Annotated in this window: 22 protein-coding genes and 1 pseudogene; 9 read left to right on the top strand and 14 right to left on the bottom strand. The window is 48.0% G+C overall.

Annotation, left to right across the window (positions count from 1 at the left end; all coding sequences use genetic code 11):
- Positions 1-102: 102 nt before the first annotated feature.
- Together PLA01S_RS15495 and PLA01S_RS31985 are read right to left on the bottom strand one after the other, a co-directional pair.
- Positions 103-1,362 (bottom strand): FAD-binding protein, encoded by a 1,260-nt coding sequence (locus PLA01S_RS15495; protein WP_127592998.1) that lies wholly within the window; start codon positions 1,360-1,362, stop codon positions 103-105.
- A 246-nt stretch (positions 1,363-1,608) separates the two neighbouring features.
- Positions 1,609-1,824, bottom strand: a complete 216-nt coding sequence (locus PLA01S_RS31985; protein ID WP_164817430.1) for a hypothetical protein — start codon at positions 1,822-1,824, stop codon at positions 1,609-1,611.
- Between the two features lie 261 nt (positions 1,825-2,085).
- Here PLA01S_RS31985 and PLA01S_RS15490 point away from each other — a divergent pair, with 261 nt between their 5' ends.
- Positions 2,086-2,370, top strand: a complete 285-nt coding sequence (locus PLA01S_RS15490) for a hypothetical protein (protein WP_127592968.1) — start codon at positions 2,086-2,088, stop codon at positions 2,368-2,370.
- Positions 2,371-2,609: 239 nt separating this feature from the next.
- On the opposite strand, the gene PLA01S_RS15485 is transcribed toward PLA01S_RS15490, so the two are convergent.
- Positions 2,610-3,425 carry a phytanoyl-CoA dioxygenase family protein gene (locus PLA01S_RS15485; RefSeq protein ID WP_127592967.1) on the bottom strand — a complete coding sequence of 272 codons (816 nt, stop codon included), beginning with the start codon at positions 3,423-3,425 and terminating at the stop codon, positions 2,610-2,612.
- Between the two features lie 120 nt (positions 3,426-3,545).
- On the opposite strand from PLA01S_RS15485, the gene PLA01S_RS15480 reads away from it, so the two are divergent.
- Positions 3,546-4,343 carry an AraC family transcriptional regulator gene (locus PLA01S_RS15480; RefSeq protein WP_127592966.1) on the top strand — a complete coding sequence of 266 codons (798 nt, stop codon included), beginning with the start codon at positions 3,546-3,548 and terminating at the stop codon, positions 4,341-4,343.
- A gap of 50 nt (positions 4,344-4,393) precedes the next feature.
- Here the strand turns inward: PLA01S_RS15480 and PLA01S_RS15475 are convergent, their stop codons facing one another.
- From PLA01S_RS15475 to PLA01S_RS15450, 6 genes are all read right to left on the bottom strand, one after another.
- The gene (locus PLA01S_RS15475) at positions 4,394-5,932 is read right to left on the bottom strand and encodes an extracellular solute-binding protein (protein WP_127592965.1); all 1,539 of its coding nucleotides are present in this window, start codon (positions 5,930-5,932) and stop codon (positions 4,394-4,396) included.
- Between the two features lie 32 nt (positions 5,933-5,964).
- Positions 5,965-6,825, bottom strand: a complete 861-nt coding sequence (locus PLA01S_RS15470) for a carbohydrate ABC transporter permease (protein WP_100537242.1) — start codon at positions 6,823-6,825, stop codon at positions 5,965-5,967.
- Positions 6,819-7,721, bottom strand: a complete 903-nt coding sequence (locus PLA01S_RS15465) for an ABC transporter permease (RefSeq protein WP_371860421.1) — start codon at positions 7,719-7,721, stop codon at positions 6,819-6,821. The genes PLA01S_RS15470 and PLA01S_RS15465 overlap by 7 nt, the downstream gene beginning before the upstream one ends.
- A gap of 288 nt (positions 7,722-8,009) precedes the next feature.
- Entirely contained in the window at positions 8,010-9,791 is a 1,782-nt protein-coding gene (locus PLA01S_RS15460; protein WP_127592963.1) for a sensor histidine kinase, read from the bottom strand.
- A gap of 41 nt (positions 9,792-9,832) precedes the next feature.
- Positions 9,833-11,377 (bottom strand): response regulator, encoded by a 1,545-nt coding sequence (locus tag PLA01S_RS15455; protein ID WP_127592962.1) that lies wholly within the window; start codon positions 11,375-11,377, stop codon positions 9,833-9,835.
- A gap of 56 nt (positions 11,378-11,433) precedes the next feature.
- Positions 11,434-13,686 (bottom strand): FAD-dependent oxidoreductase, encoded by a 2,253-nt coding sequence (locus PLA01S_RS15450; RefSeq protein ID WP_127592961.1) that lies wholly within the window; start codon positions 13,684-13,686, stop codon positions 11,434-11,436.
- 156 nt (positions 13,687-13,842) lie between these two features.
- Between PLA01S_RS15450 and PLA01S_RS15445 the strand changes: the two genes are divergently transcribed.
- Complete coding sequence (locus PLA01S_RS15445; RefSeq protein ID WP_246059567.1) at positions 13,843-14,646, top strand: AraC family transcriptional regulator; 804 nt, start codon at positions 13,843-13,845, stop codon at positions 14,644-14,646.
- A gap of 18 nt (positions 14,647-14,664) precedes the next feature.
- On the opposite strand, the gene PLA01S_RS15440 is transcribed toward PLA01S_RS15445, so the two are convergent.
- Both PLA01S_RS15440 and PLA01S_RS15435 read right to left on the bottom strand, forming a co-directional pair.
- Positions 14,665-14,925, bottom strand: a complete 261-nt coding sequence (locus PLA01S_RS15440) for a hypothetical protein (protein ID WP_127592959.1) — start codon at positions 14,923-14,925, stop codon at positions 14,665-14,667.
- 599 nt (positions 14,926-15,524) lie between these two features.
- Positions 15,525-15,926: a DUF6223 family protein gene (locus tag PLA01S_RS15435; RefSeq protein ID WP_127592958.1), complete on the bottom strand. Its 402-nt coding sequence runs from the start codon at positions 15,924-15,926 to the stop codon at positions 15,525-15,527.
- Between the two features lie 431 nt (positions 15,927-16,357).
- Between PLA01S_RS15435 and PLA01S_RS15425 the strand changes: the two genes are divergently transcribed.
- The 4 genes from PLA01S_RS15425 (at position 16,358) to PLA01S_RS15400 (ending at position 19,919) form a co-directional block, all read left to right on the top strand.
- Positions 16,358-17,044, top strand: a complete 687-nt coding sequence (locus tag PLA01S_RS15425) for a response regulator transcription factor (protein WP_127592957.1) — start codon at positions 16,358-16,360, stop codon at positions 17,042-17,044.
- Positions 17,041-18,186, top strand: a complete 1,146-nt coding sequence (locus PLA01S_RS15420; RefSeq protein ID WP_127592956.1) for a sensor histidine kinase — start codon at positions 17,041-17,043, stop codon at positions 18,184-18,186. Before PLA01S_RS15425 ends, PLA01S_RS15420 begins: the two co-directional genes overlap by 4 nt.
- A 972-nt stretch (positions 18,187-19,158) precedes the next feature.
- The gene (locus PLA01S_RS32600) at positions 19,159-19,635 is read left to right on the top strand and encodes a (4Fe-4S)-binding protein (RefSeq protein ID WP_246059565.1); all 477 of its coding nucleotides are present in this window, start codon (positions 19,159-19,161) and stop codon (positions 19,633-19,635) included.
- Positions 19,636-19,637: 2 nt separating this feature from the next.
- Positions 19,638-19,919, top strand: coding sequence for a GNAT family N-acetyltransferase (locus tag PLA01S_RS15400; protein WP_127592955.1), 282 nt, complete (start codon positions 19,638-19,640; stop codon positions 19,917-19,919).
- 41 nt (positions 19,920-19,960) lie between these two features.
- Here PLA01S_RS15400 and PLA01S_RS15395 read toward each other — a convergent pair whose 3' ends face one another.
- The 3 genes from PLA01S_RS15395 to PLA01S_RS15385 all read right to left on the bottom strand — a co-directional run bounded on the left by PLA01S_RS15395 (position 19,961) and on the right by PLA01S_RS15385 (position 22,071).
- Positions 19,961-20,332, bottom strand: a complete 372-nt coding sequence (locus PLA01S_RS15395) for an HIT family protein (protein ID WP_246059563.1) — start codon at positions 20,330-20,332, stop codon at positions 19,961-19,963.
- A 105-nt stretch (positions 20,333-20,437) separates the two neighbouring features.
- Positions 20,438-20,929 (bottom strand): NUDIX hydrolase, encoded by a 492-nt coding sequence (locus tag PLA01S_RS15390; protein WP_127592954.1) that lies wholly within the window; start codon positions 20,927-20,929, stop codon positions 20,438-20,440.
- A gap of 551 nt (positions 20,930-21,480) precedes the next feature.
- The gene (locus tag PLA01S_RS15385) at positions 21,481-22,071 is read right to left on the bottom strand and encodes a TetR/AcrR family transcriptional regulator (protein ID WP_127592953.1); all 591 of its coding nucleotides are present in this window, start codon (positions 22,069-22,071) and stop codon (positions 21,481-21,483) included.
- A 190-nt stretch (positions 22,072-22,261) separates the two neighbouring features.
- On the opposite strand from PLA01S_RS15385, the pseudogene PLA01S_RS15380 reads away from it, so the two are divergent.
- Both PLA01S_RS15380 and PLA01S_RS15375 read left to right on the top strand, forming a co-directional pair.
- A pseudogene (locus PLA01S_RS15380) lies at positions 22,262-22,923 on the top strand (nitroreductase family protein).
- 366 nt (positions 22,924-23,289) lie between these two features.
- Positions 23,290-24,462 carry an MFS transporter gene (locus PLA01S_RS15375; RefSeq protein ID WP_127592952.1) on the top strand — a complete coding sequence of 391 codons (1,173 nt, stop codon included), beginning with the start codon at positions 23,290-23,292 and terminating at the stop codon, positions 24,460-24,462.
- The last annotated feature ends 277 nt before the right edge of the window (positions 24,463-24,739 follow it).

Here is a 24,739-nt window from a genome sequence, read left to right as displayed (position 1 = left end):
CCTTATTGCAAGTGGTGGAGGTCTTAACGAATGAAACAAAATATCATTGTGTTTCATTCAATTAGAAATCACTTTTTCTAAAATGGTGATTAATCCTTTACATCAATGCATGATGTAATTATCCAAAAACGTATTTCGAAACTTCCCGTTTGGATCGTATCGAAGTAGTAACTGACGGAAATCCGCTAACCGCTCATACCGAACTTGTATCATTTCCGACTCCATCGTAAACAGTTTCGCCCAATGTGGGCGTGCTCCAAACGGTTCGAGTTCACGTTCTACAAGCGGAAGTAACTGGCGCACGCGATCCCAATCCGGCTTCCATGTAAAATGAAAACCAACACTGTCTTGCTGGTAGCATGGGCTCATCCAGAGGGTATCCGAGGCAATGGTTCGTATCTCGGAGATGAAGAGCAGAGGCGCAATTCTATCACGCAGTTTACCTAGCGCACGCATTGCCTCGACCGCATGCCGCCTCGGAACGAAATATTCACTTTGCAGTTCGTTGCCCGCGCTGGGGGTAAATTCCATGCGGAAATGAGGCAACCGTTCATACCATGGTCCAGGAGCGCCTAGCTGCTCGCTACAGTTCACCACAGATTGGCCAGGTACCATATGCCGTTTTTCCGGAGCTGGTAAAGCCCCAAAGAAATCGGAAGATGTCTCATCCTCCCCGTTTATTCCCAACTTTCGTTTTACCCACACTTGATTGAATATGGGCTCTGCCCAATCCGTAAACAAGCTGACACTGTATGCGGAAGATAAAATTTCGTCTATGCCATGATCCAGTGCAGAAAAAGGAAGACGATCATATACGGTCTGACTTACCTGAAACGAGGGTACTAAATCCAGTTTAAGCTTTGTGACGACTCCAAGTCCGCCGAGTCCGACAACCGCCCCATCGAACTCGGGGTCTATCTCGCTCGTGAGTACCGTAACTTCTCCATCCGATTTCATTAGCTCGATAGCACGTACAGAAGCCGCCAGGCTTGCATTAAGATCGCCCGAGCCGTGCGTGGCTGTCGCCACGGCACCAGCCACGCTTATGTGCGGCAGCGATGCTAAATTATGCAACGCATAGCAATGATCATTTAAATAACGGCACAGATCGCCATACCGAATGCCACCCTCGACGGTTACGGTTCTCTGTACACGGTCGAGATCGATTACCCGATTCATCTTTCGAAGCGAAAGATGGCTGCCCCCGGTGTCGGCAATCCCGTTAAAAGAGTGGCGCGAGCCAAGCACGCGTATGCTTGTGCGGCTAACTACTAGTTCCTTAACCTCTTCTAGACTTTTAGGCTCAAGCAACTCCATCGAACAGTAGCGATAATTCCCGGCCCAGTTCAGCTTATCTCCCATATGAACTCTCCTATTTAATATGCTGGTTTTTGTCTTGAATCTATTGATCATTGGTTTACCTGATTGTCCAAATGTCAAACTGAATCGGTACTCATAAACTTTAACAAACACGGGCTATCGCACCTTTGTGTTTATTTACCAGTACTTTACAGGAAAATCAACTTAAAACTAGGTATTCGGCATAGCCTCCCGCTTTCCTGCCCGTTAGCTTAATGAAATTGCATGGAAACATAGTAAGATACTTATCTAATCGGTAACCGGAACATGTTCTTGTCCCCCGACAACTTTGACTTGCATCACATGGATGAGTTTCATTAAACTTTCCATCATAATCGATCCGTAACCCCTGTTAACACGTTCTCCTTCAATCTTTATATCTGCAATATCCATATGTTTGTTCTCAACATGTAAGAGTACGTTCGAGCCAGGAGCCTTTACCCCATCTTTAGAGATAATCTTCACCTTGAGATATGAATATTCACATCATCGATACCGTCACCATACATTAAGCGGTAAATCATGACAATTTCCCCGAATCGGTTCCGAGCTACATGAATTACCTTATGTCCATCCTTTTCGAGATCAGACGTATACCATCTGACTTCATACTCGATATCGCCCTTCTTCTTTAACGGGAAAGGAGTGTATTCCTTTTTTTTAACAGGAAACAAATCGTCGTCCCCAAATAAATCCTTTTGTCCCTCGACATCGGATGACAAGAACTTGATAACAACGGTGACATTATCTCCTCCTCCGCCAATGCCTCCTACCTGCCATATGATGGATATGGTTGTTTTTTACAATGAAGTGATGACCGCTGATGTTTTTCATCCCATAGGTATTGGTCAAGGCATACTTAAACCAATCCTTCCCCACGGCAATTTTCTCCTCACAGGAACTCCTCACGCTATGGGCAGCGTAAGGGGTTTTGTTATTATTAGTGCATATGAAGCAGCAGTCTTCTTCCAGCTCGAGCTGCTCTCTAACCAAGCGGCAGGCTTGCAGTAGGTACTAAAGTCCTTGGATAACAAGTCTGGCGACACCTCCTTCAGATAAGCGCTGATCAGCTCCCAATACAATCTGAAAAAAACAAACGCGGGCTTCCGCCTGTGTATAAGTAATAAATGCCTGTCGAGGTATCGGCAAGGACCGAACGGATTTTGGACCGGATTGCGGATTTGCTGAATCGGAAGCGATATTGAATACAGTCATCTCGTTCATCCTTCCCATTCGAATGGATAGTGAAGCTACTGCGAGAATGGATGGATCAGCATGGATTTAAGAGGCACCATCGAATCCTCCGGAACGTAATAATTGAATTTGTTGTCGCTGATCTGCCCAAGCAGCTGGCGGCGTATCGGATCGGCGTCCTTCAGCAGGCTCACAGACGCCGAATGATAGTCGATAGGACGCATCCAGATCGGGCTATAGCCGAGGAACAGCTGCCTTCTTGTGAATGCGGAGCGATTCGGCGAGCCAGCATGCCACAAGTTTTGGGCGAACACGAAGACGTCACCTGGTTTTCCGCACACTTGTACCTCTCCGTCAAGCTGCTGGCGCACATCCTTGTGATTCGGATTGTACGGCTGCTTGTGACTGCCCGGAATTACTTTCGTATTGCCGCGATCCGGCTCCGACATATCGCTCAAAATATAGCAAACCTTAATATAATAGGTTGCCGTCAAGCCGTTAATGACAGGAAACTGCGGATGAGGACCGTCTTGATGCCAATCGATAAAGCTGTGCGTGGCCGTTTGAGCTTCGCTTGGGTTCGGTTGTCTGATCGTGAGGTGGGAGATATGAAGCTGAATGTTGTGGCCAAGCAAATTAACGATTAACGGAAGAATGGCAGGTTGATCGATTAATGCAGCGATCTCGGCATGGCGTTCTACGCTGTTATAAATATTATGCGAAAGCGCTTCCGGTTCCGCTAAGACAATTTCGTCGATCGCGGCATTCAGCCGGCTCACCTGTTCCTGCGACAAAATATCTGGTATAACCAAATACCCCTGTTCATGAAATTGCTCCATTAATTTCGGTATTTCCATATTGGCTGTCTTCATCCTTTATACCTCCTACTTGTATTTAATTTAATTATATTTGGCGAACCATCATGTTATAATGTAAGAAAAATTGATTTTCCTTGTAAATAATTTCAATCTATGAAAAGGTGTTGTCAAGCAATGGAGTTCAGCCGATTTCTGGATCCCGATCTGCAATACCATGTCTACGTGAAGGATACCCCTCAATTTCTGAAAACGCATGATACGTATGATCATTGGGCGTTGTTCATCGTCGAAGAAGGCGCTTTTAATTACAGAATGGGCAGCCAAAGCGGAAGGGCGGTCAAGGATGACATCGTATTATGCCCGCCCGATCTAACCTTCTACCGGCAAACGGACGGTTTATCGTTCCATCTCATGGGGTTTCAATGGATCAATTCCCTAGAGGAGCCGCCGCGTGCGGCGGATTTTCCGACTTTCGGCAAGCTTCGGCTATTGAACAACAAACGCTTCCAATCCACCCTCTCTCAATTTCGCGAAGCCCAATACTTGCATGCACGGATTGGTCATACGTACAAGAAACATCTTCTCAAGGATCTGCTCTATTTGCTTCAGATCGAGCAATCCGAGCAGCATAAGATGACCTTGTTCAGCGAGGATCCGACCCTTGGGCGAGCCCTGCATCTGCTTCAGCAGCAAGCAGAATTCGGCCTATCGTTAAAGTCGGTCGCTGTGGAGCTTGGTCTAACCCAGGTGCAGCTGACAAGACTGTTTACACGCGAATTCCGCATAACGCCAAGCGCCTACGCGACTAATCTTAGAATGGACAAGGTGAAGCAACTTCTTGTATATTCTTCGCTTACCCTTGCCCAAATCGCCGAGCATTGCGGATTTACCGACGAACATCATTTAAGCAAAAGCTTCAAAAAACTGTGCGGCGTTAATCCTTCGTCGTACCGAAAAACACATAGCGTATGATAGAACAAGCCGACCTGCATCGAATGAGGTCGGCCTTTCGTTCTCGTTATTTAGTCCCCGTAACCGAGCGCCTTAAGCTGTTCCATGGCGCTGTCCACTAACGCTTTGTAGTTCATAGACGTTTCCAGCGTCTTGATAAAGTCATCATATTCGGTCAATGGACGTTTATCGTAAATAAACTTCGCGATCTCCTCTTCCATGTACCGGTTCGCATCGGCAGGGTTATATCCCTCTGGATTGTCGACAAATCCGTTCAATGCTTCAATACGGGGTTGATCGTTCGCGAATTCGATTGCAGCCGATTGAGCGGAGAACTTCGCCTGTAAATATTCCATTTCCGGTCTGCCAGTGAATTGGTACAGCCAGGAATGACCAACCTCGCCCGCTTTGTCCGTCATCTTCGGCTTGCCGTCCTTAAGTGTGAAGTGCGTATCCTTCACCCCAAACTGCACGAGCAGCGAGCCTCCTTCCGGATTCGAAATATAGTTGAGCAGATCGAACACCCGCTGCAGCTTCTCAGGGTCTTTCTCAAGCGCTTTCGGAATGGCATATCTCCCAGGCGCCGCGCCGATATCCCATGAACCGTCGAATTGTCCTCCTGTACCCGAAGGAGCGGCGATTTGCAGCCATTCTGCATTCGGATTAACGGTTTTGATCTGTTCCACGAACTGCTCCTTCGTCATGTTCGGCCAATCAATATAGACGATGCCTGCCTGCCCTTTGATCGCCTTCTCTTGATGCTGCAATCCGCTATTGGCGAGCAGCTCCGGATCAACCGATCCGGATGCGATCATGTCCTTAATAAAGGCCAAAGCATCCTTCATTGCCGGTTCATGCAGCGCATTGACGACTTTGCCGTCCTTCTCGTAGAAGTTGCCTGGCATTCCGACGCCGAAGGCTCCGAAAACGGTCGAGAATGCGCTCAGCTTGCCGCCCGTTAGACCGAAGGTGTCCGGCTTGCCATTTCCATCCGGATCGTTCTTCGTGAACGCTTCCGCTACGGAAGCCAACTGCTCCACGGTCGTCGGCACTTCCAGCTTCAGCTTGTCGAGCCAATCCTTGCGGATCCATAAGGTGTTGTAAGGGATTTGCGGAGATTTGGAGATGCTATATACTTTCCCGTCGACCATCCCCTTCTTGACGCTGTCCTCCCCTATGAACGCTACCGTTTGCTCCAGCTTATCCATATACGGCGTCAGATCGAGCAGCAGCCCTTGCTTGGAGAACTGAATGAGCTGCTGCCGGTCGACCATGAACAGGTCGGGAAAGTTCCCCGAGGACATCCGAACGTTTAGTTGATTGTTGTAATCGTCCGCTGCTGGATACACTGTCAGGTTCAGGTCGATATTCAGCGCCTTATCCAATTCCTGCTTAATCATGTCTTTATCGGGCGACGGAAGATTGTTCCCCGTCTCGATAATGTCGAGCATAACCGGTTTGCCGCTAGGTTGCTCCGTCGTTTCCGCTCCGGGCTTGGCGGTAGCGCCCGAATGGTTTCCCGGATTACCGCTGCTGTTTCCCCCCGAACAAGCCGTAAGCATGGCTCCCGCTAATGAAACGGCTACTAGCAAAGTCCCTAATTTCTTCATGATCTTAACCCCTCTCTGAATGGTTTCATCGGTTAACCTTTAATCGAACCAAGCAGCATCCCTTTTGTAAAATGCTTTTGAAGAAACGGATAGATCACGATGACCGGCAAGCTGGCAATCATGACGGATGCCATCTGCATCGTCTGCGTCGGCATCATATTTTCCGCGTTCTCCAGCGGCTGCTGACTTTGCATCAGAATTTCCCGGACGACGACCTGCAGTGGATACAGCGTGCGATCGGTCACATAAAAAATCGCTTGAAAAAACTCGTTCCAATGGCCGACCAGGTAAAACAATCCAACCGTCAGCAAGACAGGAACGGAAAGCGGCGTAACGATTTGCAGCAGGATGCGGAACTCTTTGGCTCCATCCATTCGGGCCGACTCGAACAGCTCCTCCGGCAGCCCTTCAAAAAAGCTTTTCATAATAAGAACGTTAAAGCTCCAGACTGCATTTGGCAGAATCATCGCCCAGATAGAATCGAGCAGCCCCATCGACTTAACGACCAGATAGGTCGGAATAAGCCCTCCGCTGAACAACAAGGTGAACACGATCATGAGCAGAAAAAAGTTTCTTCCCGGCAAATTCCGGCGGCTGAGCGGGTACGCCATCAGTCCGGTCAAAACGAGATTGACCGCTGTTCCGATCACCGTGATGAGAACAGTTATTTGGAACGCCTTCGGAATATTGGACTCCGTCAGCAGGGTGCGGTAAGCGGAAAACGTAATTTCCTTCGGGAACAATATGAATCCGCCGTTACGCAGCACTTCTCCGAACGGAGTGATGGATACGGATACGACATAAAGGATCGGCAGAATGGCGACAAGTCCGCATAGTCCGAGAATAACGTATATAATTGTGTTAAAAATTTTATCATCGAGGCCTCTTACCATATGCCCTCACCCCATTTCTTAGCCACGCGGTTAGCACCTAGCACAAGGATGAGTCCGATGACCGATTTGAACAATCCGACTGCCGACGCCAAGCTGAAATTAAGCTGCTGCAGACCGGTTCGGTAAACCCATGTGTCGATGATGTCCGCAACCGGGTACACCTGAATATTGTACAGAATGTAAATTTGATCAAAGCCTGCGTCTAGCAGATGGCCAAGCTTCAGAACGAACAGCAGGACGATAATTCTTCTAATGCCAGGAAGCGTAATATGCCAGATCATTCGCATTCGGCTCGCACCATCCACCTTCGCCGCCTCGTAAAGCGTTGGATCGATGCCTGCCATCGCGGCTAAATAGATAATCGCACCCCAGCCGAGATTTTGCCATACCTCCGATCCGACCAGTATGCTGCGGAAATATTCCGTCGAGGTCAGAAACGGGATCGAGCTTCCCCCCGCTTCCACAATCCAGCGGTTTATGAGACCGCCGTTCTGGGAGAAGAGCGTCAAAAGAATGCCGAAAATAATGACCCAAGACAAGAAGTGCGGCATGTAAGTCAGCGTTTGTACGATCGTCTTCAGCCAGCGAACGCGGCATTCGTTCAGCAGTACGGCCAGCATGATCGGCGGCAGCGTCCCCCATAACAGCTTGTAGAGGCTGATCAACAGCGTATTGGTCAGCAGCTGGCTGAAGTAAGGCGACTCGTAAAAGCTCTGAAAATGCTTATACCACGGATCGACCCACGAGCTGCCCGTTATGCCGTCCAGGATCGCAAAATCTTTGAAAGCGATAATGACTCCGTACATCGGGAAGTACCGAAATATGACAAAATAAATAATGCCGGGCAGCAGCATGACGTAAAAGGCTTTAAACCGCCATACCAATTTTAAAATCATGAGCAGCTTTGTCCGCGGAGAAAACCGTATCCGAGGGGCTGGCGTTAGGCTATGATTGGCTTCCATCGTATCCCTCCATACTTTGAATGCGCTTCCAATAAGGTAAGTATAAAGGTCCTGACGTCTCCTCGATATACACTAAAACGTAAAAAATGTACGCATTTCCTTCATAATCATTAGCCTCGAATATGGATCCATCTGCATCAATATCCATGTTTTGAATTAATGAGTAAAGGCTGTCACGAATGGTCTGAAGAAACCACATGACAGCCTTTGTATCGTTTATGGTTAACGCCAAATACCTAATCGTTCGTCGCTTTCCGTCAGGGCGGGCATATCGACGCGGACAACAGTTCCTGCTCCCTCCGCGCTGCCGATCCGCAAGCCGTACGTCTCGCCGTGATGGATCCGAATCCGCTCATGCACGTTCCGCAGCCCGATGCCCGTAAACCGGTACCTGGAACGCTGCCCACCGTCCTGATTTTCCAACAGCAGCCTGCTCCGCTTCTCCCGCTTGATGCCTATCCCGTTATCGCGTACATAGAGTCTCAGAACACCCTTCCTCAACCCGCCTTTCACAACGATAAGCCCCCCGTGATTCGGCGTTAGTCCATGGAAGAGTGCATTTTCTACGAGCGGCTGCAGCGTAAGCTTAAGTATGCGATACTGCAGAAGGTCAGGATTGATATCAATCATAAACTGATATTGTTCCCCATAGCGCACCTGCTGAATATGCATGTACATTCGCAGACCTTCCAGCTCCTCCTCAAGCGATACATATTCCGATTGCTTGTCGAAGCTGAAGCTCAACAGCTTGACCAGCGATCGAATCGTATCGCGCAGCTCGTCGATCCGCTGCTGCTTTGCCAAGCTGCTTATGCAGGCAAGGGTATTATAGAGAAAATGGGGCGCAATCTGGCTTCGAAGCATCTTCAGCTCGTATTCTTTCTTCTGCTCCTCCGCATTTTTCGTCTTCTGGAGCAGGCTCTGAATCCTCTCAAGCATGGCGTTGTAGCTCTGCGTTAGCCTGCCGATTTCGTCCATTCTTGTGACAGGCAGCTTCGCCACGACCTGAAAGTTGTTTAGACGGTCCATCTTCTCGACAAACCGGCGAATCGGATGCGTGAACGATCGGCTGAGCAGATACGCGCTGATCAGTAGCATTATGATCCATACGATACTCGCGGTCCGGTAGTTGTTGTTCAGCTTCTGCAGATCCTGATAGAAATAATCCTCTTCGATGAACGCCGCAAGCGACCAGCCTAGGCGGTTTTTGGTCGACTTCACGGCAACGAGCGGATTCAAGGAATCCCCTTCTATGCCGCTGACGCCGACTTTGAGCAAGGCGAGCTGCCCGCGAAAGCTCTCCTCCAGCTTCGGCGGATACGAGGCCGATTGGAAGGGGAGCAGCTTATCGCGGGAATCCAGCCGATTAATGACGCTGCCTTCCTTCGTGAACAATATATAAGATTGATAGATCATCGGCGCAATACGCTCCGTAAGGAAATCGAGATTAAGTTCGGCGACAACGACACCCTTCACCTTATTGCCTGCATCCGCAATAGGCAATACGTAAGCAAGCGTTCGCCCCGACATTGGCGAATCATAAGGTTCGCTCACGTTAATAGCCCCGTAGTTAATAAGCGCCAGCTCATAGAGCTGATTCAGCTTTGGATTGCCGATGATGTCATAAACGACCTGAGAGCTTGCAAATACTTGGCCGTCAGCTCGAATCATGTACAACGTTCTGGCAATGGAGTTGTTAATCCCCGCAAACTTGCGAAGCGTCTCGACGGCTGCCTCCTCATTCCCTTCCTCCAGCAAATCGGAGCGGGTCGAGAGTAGTAGCAGCATGTTTTCCACATTGTCCAAACTAGCATCGATATATTGATTCGTTCGGCTGACGAGCAGCACGGCATCGCGAATGACTTGATTTTGAAGCAGACTCTCCGCCTCATGGAGGTTTCGCCATGCAAGCACTTGAACGAGCAGCAGCGTCACGATGAACAAATAAATAAACTGCTTGGAAGCGAGACCAAGGCTGGCATACCAATGAAACAGTTTCGTCATTTCCACCCTTCCTTCACGCTCGTTCTCACTTTCCTGTGCTTTCAGCCATTCCGTTTATAGTCCGTCGGCGATACCCCGGTCCAATTTCGAAACGTAACGGTAAAATAGCGGTAGCTCGGAATGCCGACCTCTTCTGCGACCTCATATACCTTCTTATTCGAATGCCTAAGAAGCTCAATCGCCTTCTCCATACGAAGACGGGTAATATACTGATTGACCGTACTCCCCGTTTCCTCGCGAAACAATTTGCTAATATAATGTGGGCTCAGCCCTACTTGCTCCGCAATAACGGGCAGCGAGATCGGCTCCTTGAGATGGTCTTTGATCCATTGCACGGCCAAACGAATCTCGAAGCGCGAACGCGACTTCCCAAGCTCGGCAGCTTCCATATCCTGAACAATATTGGCGATCATCTCAGCTAATGTTCCTGCGTCCATTAATAGCCCCATACGGGCTGCGCTCAGCACAGCGCCCTCTTGCTGCCTGTGCCAATCAACCTGCCAATTGAGTACCCGCTCCTTCAGTTGATTTGGCTTCACTCGCTCTGCGATGCACCATTCCCTGAACTCGCCAAGCAAGCATTCCTTCAAGCTCGCAGGAGACAATGATGCTTTTCTCAGCAGCTCGTTTAATTCCTTCGTTTTCTTTTCCGTCAGATCCGATAGAGGCAACGAATGCTGAGCGTACACAGCGCTTTCCTCGGGACATCTGTCGTAAAACAGCGCATCTTTCCACTCGTTCGAATAGGCGAGCGCCGATGCAACTTCTTCCTTCGATGTGACCGGTTTGCTAAAAAGGGCATATGCTGTCGCCCACCGCTCCTGCTTGGTATCTTCCCGATTCAACAGCTCCGTCAAATGTTGAACAACCGTGCGGAGTGACTCAAGAACAGCATTGGGAGGAGTTCTGCCTTCAAGCAGAACAAAATATTCCCGCTCCCTTACCGTCAGCCAAGTCAGCCAGCTTGGATCCCTTTTTTCCTGCTCGGTTAGCCTCTGCTGAACCGTTTCCTTCACAGCTAGATAGGCTAATGGAGGAATGTCTAGCATAAGCCGTACCAGTCGAATCGGAAGATCTACACTTAGCGTCATCAGCTGCCAATCGGATTCGGCTGGCTCTTGCCCATGAAGCAGCTTGCCGAATAAGGCGGCTTGCAGCTGCCTCTGTTCCCTTCTCGCATGCTCCTGCACCTTGCGCTCCTTGACGACCGCAGCCCTCGCTTTGTCCATCGCCTGCTTAAGCTCTTCTTCCTCCAGTGACACCTTCAAAATATATTCAAGCGCTCCAAGACGGAGCGCTTCTTGTACGTAATGAAAATCGCTGTGACAGGTTAACAATATGATCTGAACGTTCGGGTGCCGCTTCCGGAGCTCCCGAATGAGAGCAATACCGTCCATAACCGGCATCGTAATATCCGTTATCACGACATCTGGCGTGCGTTCAGCACATAGCTGCATCGCTTCCGAGCCGTTGCTCGCTTCCCCTATCCATTCGGCTCCGCACGCCTCCCATGGAAATATCCGAAGCTCTTGCCGCAGAGGAATTTCATCTTCGACGATCAAAACGCCAAGCGGCTTTATGGCCATGATATCCTCTCCCTTAATGCCTATAAAATGAAAGCGCTGTCAAATATTTTATTCCATTATAGAGCATAGACTCTTATTTCGGCAACCTCCGCGCGTGGTCCTCCGTTCGTTTCGTCGATCCATAATCTAATCGTATGTGACATGATGGAACGGCTGAGCTTATGCACTTTTTTGCGCTTATGGTTGTGCTTCTCTTCAGCCAGCGTGACCCATTCCTCACCGATGAGCGCCTCTATCCGATAAGCTCGGACGAGCTCGGGAATCGCTTCGAAAGCGGTGCGATGATGGTGCAAATTTATTAAGTCTTCATTAACGTCGTCGTTAAAGGTGACGTGTACCTCGGCGATCGATTGCACTTCAGCCCACTCCAGCTGCAGCCATTCCGGATTGCCTGGAGACATCGGCTCGGACATCCACAAATGCGGACCGGCGAACGGCCGAATATACCCGTCCGTTACCGCTGCGGCAGCGTACGCTTCCGTATTTGGCGTAACCTGCAGGCATAGCGGCTTGCGGTTCCAACGGCGCATGCTCCACTGTACGACCGGCTGATCCGGCTGACGATCCTCTAAAAGTGTAGAGACGATCGGCTTTGGCCCCTTCTCAAAGCACAGCACGCCGGTCATCGGACGATCCGATCCGTGAAGGTGAATCGCTTCGTTCGCCTTAATAATAAGGAATGCATTGCAGGCTGCATCGGGCTGCCATACTAGGTCCAGCTTAACCCACTGCCCGGTACCTTCGGCTACTGACACCGATGCTTCAGCCACCATCTGCTTTGGCACGTAGTTTTCACCTTTATCAGTATGCCACAGCTCCACTTCAAGAGTAGCAGCCTTTATCGCATCGATCAGCAGCGCCACTGATTCAAGCGAGGGATTCACTGGAAACAGGATGCCTAGTTCTTTGTCCAACGGGTGCGTATAGGTTGAGTCCGTCAGCGAAACTTTGGTCATTGTGCTGGATGCCGTAATGCGGGCCGACTTGGCGTGATCGTTAGGATCGTCTGCCGCAATCCCGATAATCGACGCATCCTGTCGGAGCATCGTCTGCTGCAGGTCGTTCATATGGTCACGGTGCAGCGCACGCGGCGATATCCCTTTCTGCACGCACAGTGCGGCGCCGCTACCCGCTGCTTCGCCGATGACGGCACAGGTTGCCATTACCCTCGTCGTGCCGAATGCGACGTGAGTTGCACTGATATCGCGGCCTGCGAACATCAGATTGCTGACGTTGCTGGAGTACAGACACCGAAATGGAATATGATAGATGCCGTCCGAAAATAAATGCTTCGAACCGCTTTCCGTCGAATACATACCTTGCGGCGGATGAAGATCTATCGACCAGCCTCCGAAGGCGATGCGATCGCTGAAGGGCTCCTGCGCGATAATATCGTTTTGGTTCAACATATAATCTCCAGTGAATCGGCGGTACTCCCGTTTGCCGGGGATCGATCCGACCCATTCCAGCGTCATGCGATCGGCATCGAAATTGCCTGAGTTTTTGATATAATTCCATATCCCGTAAATGACCGACCAGAGCTCATCGCGTATTCGTTCATTATCATGCACCGTATCCAGCTCGCCGCCCCATTCGATCCACCAATAGTGGCAGCCGGAGTCGCCGCTGCGAATGACCCGCTTCATCGGGATCGCCGTTTGGGTAATGTCCTTCGCAAAGCTCGGCGGAATATACTTGACCGGCCGATCGGCCTCCTTCGTATAGAACAGGAGCGTGCTCCCAAGCGTAATATCGTCCGCCGTCTCCGGCGCCCAGTCCTCGTTGTATTCCTCTGCTGCCTCGCGGCCGATCCGGTATTTAGCACCTGCCAGAAAACCCGCAAGGCCATCCCCTGTACAATCTATGTACATATCGCTTTCAAACCGGATTTTCCGCTCGGAGCCCATCATCCAGCCCGTGACCGACTTAATGATGCGCTCCTCCTCCGCGCCCTCCGCTTCGACCTCGTGCACATCCGTATTGAGAAACAAGGCAATGTTCGGCTCTGCTCGGACCGTCTCGAGTACTACGAGATCCCATAAATACGGATTTCCATCCGGGTTCCGGAATTGATTCTCGACGAACATTTCTCCCATGATGCCGGTTTCTCTCGCATAACGCTGCGTGCCATGCGCCGTAGCGCCGCATACCCACACCCGTACCTCGCTGCTAGAATTGCCTCCGAGTACGGGTCTGTTGTTCACGAGCGACACGGTTTGGCCGAGACGTGCCGCTGCAACGGCAGCGCATACGCCGGCCAAGCCTCCGCCAATAACGGTAATGTCGGATTTTACTGATTCAAACTTCAATCGAATCCCCCCAAGTCTAGAATTACTATCATCTTAATCGAGGGGGTCGTTATTTAACATGCACTGCGCTATCATATTGGCATATACTTTATTTCATTCTGGAGGCTGATTGCGGTGACGATGTCGAATCGAAGCTCCATCCTATATCCTAGCCTAATGAATCATGTCTTTTGGAATCATAAGAAGAAATTTCAATACAGCGTGGACACCTACGGACATTGGGTTCTATTTGCGGTGGAGGGTGGCAGCTTCCGTTATGGGATCGGCGATAGTGAGGGAATGGCTCAGATGGGCGACGTCATCGTTTGCCCGCCGGGCGTCGATTTTCATCGCGACGTTATCCATGCGCCGTCCTTTCATTTTATCGGATTTTCGTTAGGCTCATTATCGGGAGAGGCGGTTGCAGGGCAAGAGGCAGAGCAGAACGTCCACCTTCGTTTGGCGGCTTCTGCCTACAAGCCCGCCGTCACGCATAAGGAGAGGTTTGCCGATAATTTGAGATATTTCAAGAGGCAGGACGAAGCTGCTGCGGAGATCGTTCAACGGAACTATTGGCAAAACCATGCGCTGAACGATATTTGGCTATTTTGTTTGCAGTCGATAGCGTCCGGCGTGGTTGGCGAAGACAAAGAACCTGCCGATCCTCTGATGGAACAGGCACGGCTCTATATCCAGCAGAACGCCTATAAGGACATGAGCATGCTGGTGCTTGCAGATGAGCTGGGTATCAGTCCCGTTCAGCTCACCCGCAGATTCGCCCGAAGCGTGGGGATGACTCCTTCGCGCTATTTAAGCCATACTAGGCTGGAGCAAGCAAAGTCCTTGCTCGTCGATACCCATCTGAATTTAGAGCAGATCGCATTAGCTTGCGGCTTCAACAATGGCTTCTACCTCAGCCGCGTGTTCTCGAAGCTGATGAAAGTCAGTCCTTCCGCTTACCGGAAAACGAACCGGGTCTAATGCCTGCCACAATCCCCTCTATACAATTGTCGGAAGCGAAAGGACAAATAGAGTTCCTTGTTCCGAGCTTTCCCTAAGCGTTAGCTGCCTGCCTTGAGTTTGCGCCAGCAGCCGATCCGGATGACGGGACTGTACGATATTATTGAGTAAATTCACCATAATTTGTTGAATGCGAAGCGGATCGCCTTCAATTTGGACAGGCTGCCTTGGCAGCGACAGCGCAGGCTTGCCTATTTTCACGTCTTGATGCAGCGTCCATTGGTAAATAATCTCGGGCACGAGCAGCTACCAGAAAGAATAGGTTTCCCTTGGAAGAAGTGACGTAAGCCATTTGCGTTTCCTTCGTTGCCAAGCGTAATGTCAATTCTACTAAAGGTGAAATCCTGCGAATACATGAGTCTGAGTGAAGAAACTGAATCATTTCAAGGAAGCTTAATGAAGTAGCTGTCGAATTTTAATTGGTTATGTGTCACATTGGTAATCGGACCAAGTTCTTGTCCATTACGGAAATAGGTACAAGTTGTTGTCCTCGGCTCAGGACAACAACTTGTACCCTTAAAGGAAAAAAGCCGCTAAAATAGCGACTTTTAATGGGACAATGTTAGCAATTTCAAGTAACAATGCTGCACATGAATGATCCATTTAGATAGCCCTTTTATTTCGTTCAAGTTATTTTGAACCCAATTAAATACATCTTGATTAATCTTGATTTATACAGTCCGGTCCTCTCCATTCTTCCCAACTATAAGAGTGCTTTGTTTATTGGCCTCATAATGACGCCAAAGTTCACTTAAAATCATAATAAAACCCCCTATTATTAGAACAATTAATTCTAGTTTGCTTCTAATAGGAGGTTTAGATTTTTATTCATTGTCGGGTTAGCTGGCGCGGCGGAAGCGGGCCAGCGTTAGCCCAGCGAGGACCATGCCGGTCAGCCCCATCACTATAGCAATGATAGCCCCTGCTCGCCCGGCGCCAGTGCCGAAATCACCAGTGAATATGGACAGATGCACCCCAGCGTAGGCTATGACGATCACCCCCAATACCATGGCAACGATGGCCCCGTTTCGCCCACCGTTGCCAATACGACGGACGGAGCGGACCAAAGACAGCCCACCGATGACCGCGCTGATTAGCCCCATCACCGCGTCCATCGTTGCCCAGAGTCGCCCAGAGGTTAATCCGTACACGACATTACCGTTGGTTGCTTCAGCAGAGGCAATAGTTGGAACAGCAAGAAATGTACAAAGTATTATGAATGAAACTAGCTTCATTTTCATTTGTTAATGACTCCTTTTTGTTGTTTTTTCATTATTTGCCTGGATGCTCGAATAGTTCATAGGATTACCTGCTGGATCATCTAGTAAGATTTGCTTACCACCAAAACCTGTGGGAATATCATTGCGGCAAGTTCTTCGCTGTCGTTGATCACTAGCACTGTCGTGCTTCCGTTCTACTCAAACGTTATGGATTTGCTGGATAAATCCACACCCCCTTAGCGTCAAATCCGATCCTCAAGATTAATTGTTCTCTTTCTTCGCGGCTATTTCTCTCCTTTCAAAGCCAGTTTACACAACAAATGTCGAGAACTTATGCAGATCTTCCACTCTTTGTGTGGATTTCTTTAAGAACCTACCTATTCACGGTATAATTTTCGGTAAGCGGTATGAACTCGAATGGAAGCAAACTAAAAGGGAAAGATGTGATGGGAATGGAACCGAAATTGTTGCTTGTGGAGGACGAACCCGGCATGCTGGAGGAGATGCAGACCTATTTGCAACGTGAAGGGTTTCGGGTATTGACCGCCTGTACCGGCAAGGAAGCGCTCGCGATTGCCCGGTCTGAACAGCCAGATCTCGTCGTGCTTGATTGGATGCTCCCTGAGAAAAGCGGAATCGACGTATGCCGCGAAATAAGGCAAAGCTCGCATTGCGGCATTATTATGGTCACTGCCCGATCGGATGAATCAGATAAAATCGTCGGTCTGGAAATCGGCGCGGATGATTATTTGACGAAGCCCTTCAGCTTGCGCGAGCTCGCATCACGCATCAGAGCTTTACTTCGCCGCTTACGCGGACCAGAAGACAGGTCGATGTTCTTAGAAAGAGACAACTTGATCATTTCCGAAGCCAAATGCCAGATATTCAAAGACGGTCAGGAAATCCAATTGACACCTACCGAATTTAAAATTCTGTTCACACTCGCGGGTCGTCCCGGCATTGTCTTTAGCCGTTTGCAACTATTAAAGGCTGCTTTGGAGGATGAGTACATGGGATACGAAAGAACGATGGATTCCCATATCCGGAATCTTCGGCGCAAACTGGGAGACGATCCTACCAATCCTCGATATATTCAAACGGTATATGGTTTCGGTTACCGATTCGGTGAACGTTCATGAAGATGACGGTCCGCATGAAATTATTTGCCTGTATGGGACTGCTCGTGCTCATTGTAAGTATCACTTTCTCCCTGACAACGCAGGTTTACACAGGCGGCTTGATCGATAAATTTCAGAGGGAACATATCGATACCCGCTATTTGAGCGCCACGCCCGAAGAGCAAATCGAAATTTTTAAATCCTATTTCCTTGACAATGTGCAGTTGAACGCATTGCTTAATGTCACGCACGGCGTGCGCTTGTTTTTTTTTGTTACGATCGGGTTGATTTTCAGTTTTTGGATATCGGGGGTGTTGACCCTCCCGCTTAAAAAACTAACAGCCGCCATAGAGCGAGTGGCCCAGGGCGACCTGAACGTCAAAGTACCTGTAGACACGAAAGATGAGTATGGGAAAGTCGCCCAAACGTTCAATGTTATGACATTGCGACTGCATGAAGCCGAAGAAGCCCGCAGGCGATTGGTGGCCGATGTTGCTCACGAGCTTCGCACGCCGCTCTCCGTTATGCAGCTTAAACTGGAAAATTATCAGCAGGCCGGTCATCCTGTCCCGCCGGAAATGCTGCTTCGGCTTCACGATGAGGTAATCCGGCTCAGCCGGCTTGTGAACGATCTTCATGAATTGTCGCTCGCCGAATCGGGCCGGTTGTCGCTCGAACGCAAACCCCTCGATCTGACGGTACACCTAGAACGAATCGTGGACGACGTGAAATACGAAGCTGAAGAAAACGGATTGGAAATATGCCTCTATACGATTTCAAGACCGGTTATCGTGATGGCCGATGCGAGACGGATTACGCAAGTTCTCATTAATTTGCTTACTAATGCGATTCGTTACACGCCTCGTGGAGGGAAGATTACGGTTGAAATCGAAGACCGGGTCGTTGATCGGAGTGTGTTCTTTGCATGTGTCTCGGTGATAGATACCGGTATCGGAATACCGACAGAAGAGCTGCCCCACCTATTTGATCGATTTTACCGAGTTGATGAAGCGCGCTCGCGGCATACAGGCGGTACGGGGCTCGGATTATCCATCGCCCATCATTTTGTAAAAGCCCACGGCGGTTTCATTCGCGTTGCGAGTCAGCCTGATGAAGGTACTATATTTACCGTTTTTCTGCCTTCAGGCAATGGTATTTACTAAAGTTGATAACCCTTGTTCTTGATGTTCGTTTAAGTTACCAAATCTTTCAATTTACTTTGGGTCTGTGTTAGCCACGCTGGTGCCGGGCTAATTTAGCCAATTTCCCTCTGATCACAATGCAACGCATGGTTATCGCAAGTTTTTCGTTTGCTGTTCCATCTTTCGGCCAAGCAGCAACTTTCCGTTCAGGATCCCAAAGCATTCAATGCATAAAGGGAGCTGAGCCTTGAGGCTGCTCCCTTTATCGGTTTAACTAACTCCTATTAGTTATTTGAGAGATTATTTATTTACGATTCCCTTAAGGTCTGACATGAGACCTTCAGATGAATGACTTCCTCTTCCATCAAAAACTTAGGAATTCGCTTATCCAATTTAGGCTCACGCAGTTTAAGTGAAGGGTAGTTAGGTAAATAGGTTTCTTCATATGCAAATCGGAATAAGGATCGCACAAAACGGATGCGGTGTCCTAAGCTACTCGGCTTCAAGCGACCGGACTGCTTCGCTAAGTATTCCTTCAGCAGATTCAGTGTGATCTCAGAGATCTCGCTCCTCTTGAGTTGCTCCTTTCTGTTCAACATTCAGGTCACTTAGCCTAAGTTATGCAAGAAATCATAAATGCATATTTTCACTCCCTGGTCCCTTTTTAATTTTAGTTGCAAATTTGGGGTAATTGCTGCGTTATCCTGTTTAAAAGTTTAGCATTCACAGTCGGGTCATTTGCTTAAGAACATCACTGCTATAAGCGGAAATCTTCGAAGGTTCTTTCATATAGAAGGGTTTTAAAGGCTACTGACGAGCCTTCGCCAAAGCATTGGGTGATACATCACGTTGACTTACCAACGATTCCTCTTTATAATTCGGACATCGAGAGCCAAGGCGATCCCCGTTCGGTTATCGATTTTAAAGAAAGCATTCGAAGTAAAAGCTCAGTGCTGATTCAAAAGCCTTTTTCGATTGCAGGTGCTCCGATCAGTGGGGGACAGCACTGTCACAAGCCCAGGTGAGACAGACACTGCTTGCCATGAATGCCTCTACGATGCCGGGTCTGAAAGGTTCTCAGCGGCAGCATTTTATGAAAAACTGAATGAAATCGCCGGGGAATTGGAAGACGAATCAACGCTTCGCCATCTGGAAAGATTTCTGACAGCTTTCGAAGAATTGATCTTGGACTTTAAACAAACTCAAAAGGAAAGATGTGAAGAAATTATGATTAAGCAGAAAGTATATTACGGTAAAGATATCGAGGTAATGTTTAATTCGGAGGTATGCATTCATTCCGGTATTTGCGTAAAGGGCCTCCCTGGTGTTTTTGATTTAAGCAAGCGTCCTTGGGTTGATCCCGATGCTGATACTACGGAGGCAATTGCCCGACATATTGACACATGTCCAAGCGGAGCACTGACGTATAGACGTCTGGACGGTGAATATTCAACAGAGAAAGAGGGATGAACATGCATATTGTAGAACATGATACCGCTAATAAAAGATTTCTTATTCGAGATAACGGCGGCGTTGCTGCGGTGATGACGTATGTAATCTCAAGTCCGGAGCTTTACATTATTGATCACACTTTGGTCGAAGATGCTTACCGAGGTCAAGGGCTTGGCGATAAGCTTATCAAAGCTATGGTGGAATACGCGCGGGAAAACGGTATTAAGATTTTACCCTTATGCCCGTTTGCCAAGGGACGATTTGAACGTATCTCCGAATACGCGGATGTTCTCAATAAATAATCACTAATAATAAAATTATGACAATAATACGAGAGAAGAGCCTAAGAGTACGAGATTTCTTCGTTCCTCTCAGGCTCTTCTTGATTGCCAGCAGGCTCATTATGTTGCCGCGTAGAAATCCCATCACATCCATATGTACTTTTCATTGCAAACGCTGTAAGCTGAGCCGCGCGGTGAATTTCAACAGCGTAATCCGCAGGGAGTTCAAAGATGTTCTCGAAATGTTGATTAGGAACAACAAGAACATGTCCTTTATTGTTTGGCCACCATTTGCTCGCTATAAATGCCGTTACCTTTTCATTCTGATAGATGATTTCCTTTTGTTTTGTTCCCTGATTAGGTCGCTCGATACCCCAAACACGACAAAATGGACATTCGTAACCTTCGGGCTTATGTGAAAATGATGCTGGCATCTTTTACATTCAACTCCTTTCATATTTCTCCAACCAGCTATTAGACGCAGGCAACTTCTGTTCGTTAACGGTATTCTGCCCGTTTGTTCAGCAACGAGAAACCATCTACTTCGAAATACATGTTTGATGTTTGATTCTAAACTCGGGCTTATTTACGTAGTCCGCGTAGTTTACGGCTCCGTTAAACTCCAAATAAGCCTGATAGCGAAAGCGAACACTTGGCTGTGTAATCAAATCGAGAACTCTATCCTTCGCTACCCAACGGCTGTCGGTTGTTTCTTCAGAGAAAGATAATAATTCCCCACCAATAGGCTGACATACGAAATCAATTCCAACTTGCGTAGGAACATCAGTCACGCCGTCATACCATTTCTGTATCCCTGTATTCGAATAGACACCAACTAAACTGCCAACAGAAACATCCATTCCGCTTTCCTCTTTGATTTCACGAATCAAACCATCTATCAGATTTTCTCCAACTTCCACTTGTCCACCAGGGTAAACCCAACCACCGTCACGAGTTTTTACTAAAAGTATATTTCCTTGCCCATCTTCAACAAATCCACCAGTGGCTACGATATGCGTTGGAAATGGCATATTACGACCTCCTTATGCAGTAACATTTGTATATTTATTCCACATCCTCCTCGCACTTCCTGCCCGTTAGCTTAACAGGCTGCCGATGTAGAATAACTTTAGATTAGACAATCATCTAATCGGATAAGTGTGCAAGTTCTTGTCATTTTCGGCAAAGTAACCGAATTCTTGTCATTGAGTTAGGACAAGAACTCGATTACTTATAATAAAAACTGCAATTATTTGCTTTCATTTAGCTGGTTGTTTGCTCCCAAAAGGGGCCAAATTGACCGATATAACCTCAATGATTATGCCCAACTGATAACGAGTGCCGTAGCTTTCAATTTTTCTTGCGAAAAGCCCTGTGTGTCCACTTCATTTAACCGTTTAAGCAGAAGTCGATGATGATCCTGATGCATGGCATTTTCAAACATCGCCTCAAACTGCTTGTCTCCCGGCAAACTACATTGTTGAACCAGCAAAAGAAAATCGAATTGGGTTTGAATAAGGATTCGCAAATTGTCCGCATTGCATCTTGTTTCTTCCTCAGGATAGAGTAATAGCTACAGGACCTATCCCGGCAGTTCTTTGGCTCCGTTCATCACTAAGGGCATAGTCTGTTCAACGAATGATTCCGCACTTATTAGACGCCCCTCATTGTTCCAAACGTAAGCCGCCCCATACATCCCCCAACTTAACATGATAGAAGCTGTATTTATTAAGAATTGCGCGTTTGGACTCGATAGCATCTTGTCTTTGTCTATAAAGGAAAGAAGTATCGTTTGAATTTTTTCCTTTATTTGAATTTCGAATACAGCTCCAAGCGATGAATACCTTCTTTTGCACATAGTGCTTAGACTCTTGTGAAAATCGCATACACCCAGAAAAATACTCTGAATGGTCTCTTCATTTAATACTTCGTGACCGCTTATTCTACGATTTATGATGGTCATAAATGATTCCATTAGTCTGGCCTCAAGAATTTCGAATTTATCTACAAAGTGCGCATAAAAAGTCGCTCTGTTAACAGTAGCCCGCTCTGCAATATCCCTAACGGTTATCGATTCAAAGTCTTTTTCTTGAATTAACGAAGCAAAAGCGTCTTGAAGGAGCCGCCGTGTACGTATCACACGAGGATCAGCTTCATTCTTTTTAATTGTCATGGTTAAAATCTCCCCTAATAAAACGACATTATAGAAATGGTGTTGTCTATACAACGGTTTATAGTTATTGATGATTGCGTACCATTCGGTTGGTATTATAACATATGAATACAACAAGTGTTGTTCAAACAACTAATGTTGTATTGAAACAAAAAGCAGAATGCCGCTTTACCAAAAGGAGGAGAGAACCATGTCGGTTTCACAACCGTCGCAAAACGATAGAGCACCAACTTTTTTTTAATGTTATTCGAGAACGCCGGTCGGTTCGTAGCTATGATCTCGAGATCAAGATTTGGCGGGAGGAATTGACCGAAATATTGCGGCAAGCCACGCTGGCTCCTTCAGCCGCTAACTTGCAGCCGTGGCGGTTTCTCGTTATCGACTCACCGGAGCTGGAGCAGAAACTGCTTCCGATTGCATTCAATCAACAGCAAGTGGTCGAGGCTTCGGCTTTCATTGCGGTACTCGGAGATTTGGAGTGTTATAAATTGGCCGAGAAAATTTACGGAATGCCGGTCAACGAGGGTTACATGCCTGCAGAGACAGCTAAATCGTTCGTGGAACGCTATACCGGCATGTATTCGAGCATGCAGCCCGAGGCCATCCGCCAAAAAGTTTATACCGACAGCGGGCTAGTATCGATGCAACCCATGCTTGTCGCCCGCGCTAAAGGCTATGACACGGTACCGACAGGCCGCTTCGATAAACAAAAGTTCATGGAAGCTTTCCGCATATCAGAACGCTACGTTCCGATTATGCTGATCGCCATCGGCAAGGCGGCGAAGCCCGGTCATCCAACGGTGAGGCTGGCAGTCGATGATGTAGCACTTTAACGAAATGCCTAAGGAATAACAAAATGTAAAAGATTGTGGCACCCGCATAACAACGGCGAGTTAAGGTCTTTTACAGGTTCTAAGCATCAGATTCTATCAAGGCGTCGTACAGCTATGTTATCTGGATGGTGCTAGATTCGATTTGGCGAAGGTGCAGATTATGTTGGATGGAGACCCTGCCTGCAGTAGATAGAGCCGCTGAACAATGCTATGAATTGGCTGAAGCAGCGAGGAGCCAGTCAACAAGCTGGGGGCTTCTTTGATTTGGTAATTACAATTAACCAATATATGAGTATATGCTGATATACGCACAAAGTTCGATTTATATTTATATTTCGATATTTTTAAAAACATAGTTATTTAAAACACATCAGGAGAGTGAATTATGAAGAGCACATGGAAAATTTACGTTCTAGCCTTAGTCAGCTTTTTAGTTGGAACATCCAATTACATCATTTCCGGGATATTGGACAAGATCGCAGAGACGTTGGGAACAAGCGTCGCGGCAGCAGGACAGCTTATTACAGTCTATTCCCTGGCCTATGCGGTCGGTACGCCTATTTTGATGGTGCTGACGGCCAAAATGGACCGGCGTAAGCTCCTCCTTTATTCGCTGGGCCTCTTTATTGCCGCAAATCTGCTGACTTTTATATTACCTGGCTTTGGTCTCTTCATTGCCGCGAGAATCATTACGGCGTTAGCCGCCGGGGTGGTCACCGTTAACGCGCTCAGCATCGCCGCCAAAATCGCTCTGCCAGGCAAGCAGGCCAGCGCCATCGCCAACGTCACCATGGGCATTACCGCATCGCTCATCATCGGCGTCCCGCTCGGCAGAATGGTAGCCTCGGCTTTTGGCTGGAAAGCGGTATTTCTGGCCATCGCAATTGTCGGGGTCATCGCCATGCTTGTGATTGCTGCGGTTATTCCACGTATGCAGGGCGACAAGCCTGTCCCTTTGATCAAACAATTTGCTTTGTTAAAAAAACCTCAGGTTTTGGTTGCTTTAGCGATTACTTTTTTCTGGTTGGGAGGATATTCCCTCGCCTATACCTACATATCCCCTTTTCTGCTAGAGGTGACTCATTTAAATGAATCATTGATTAGCGCAGCTCTGTTCGTGTTCGGCATTGCCAGTTTGATTGGCTCGAAAGTCGGCGGATACAGCGCGGATAAACGAGGCATTATATTCACGCTCGTTTCAGGTATGGTGCTTCACGTCATTTCGTTGATTTTGCTATCCTTAGTCGGACAGTCGGTCATTGCCGTTTTCGTCATTTTGATCCTCTGGTCTTTTGCCGCCTGGTCATCCGCTCCGGCGCAGCAATTTAACCTGGTCAAGCTTGTTCCTGAATCCTCGGGCGTCATGTTGAGCTTGAACAGTTCCATGATGCAGCTTGCCATGGCTGTCGGCGCAGGAATCGGCGGGCTACTCGTTAACCGTGTTTCTTTGGCATCCATTACCTGGTTCGGGGTACTCGGCGTACTCATCGCCATCATTGCCGTGTTTGTATTGTCCAGCATGGCATCACGGCATTCGGCGGTGCAGTCACCGAATTAAGGGTATGCTAAACATGGAATATTTGATAAAGGACTCTGCTCACTAAGTTGATTTTTCGGATCTTATCCATCCGAGAACTCTATCCTTCGCTACCCAACGGCTGTCGGTTGTTTCTTCAGAGAAAGATAATAATTCCCCACCAATAGGCTGACATACGAAATCAATTCCAGTTAGCTTAATCCCTTATATAATGTTAATTCAATATAGGTCTAGTCACAGTAAACGTAGTGTGCTCAGGTATGCCAGATAACACCACAAACGGAAAACGGCCATCTCC

The organism is Paenibacillus lautus NBRC 15380, from assembly GCF_004000945.1.
In the GTDB taxonomy this organism is placed as follows: domain Bacteria; phylum Bacillota; class Bacilli; order Paenibacillales; family Paenibacillaceae; genus Paenibacillus_AQ; species Paenibacillus_AQ lautus.
This window is presented reverse-complemented; position numbering and strand designations above follow the sequence as displayed.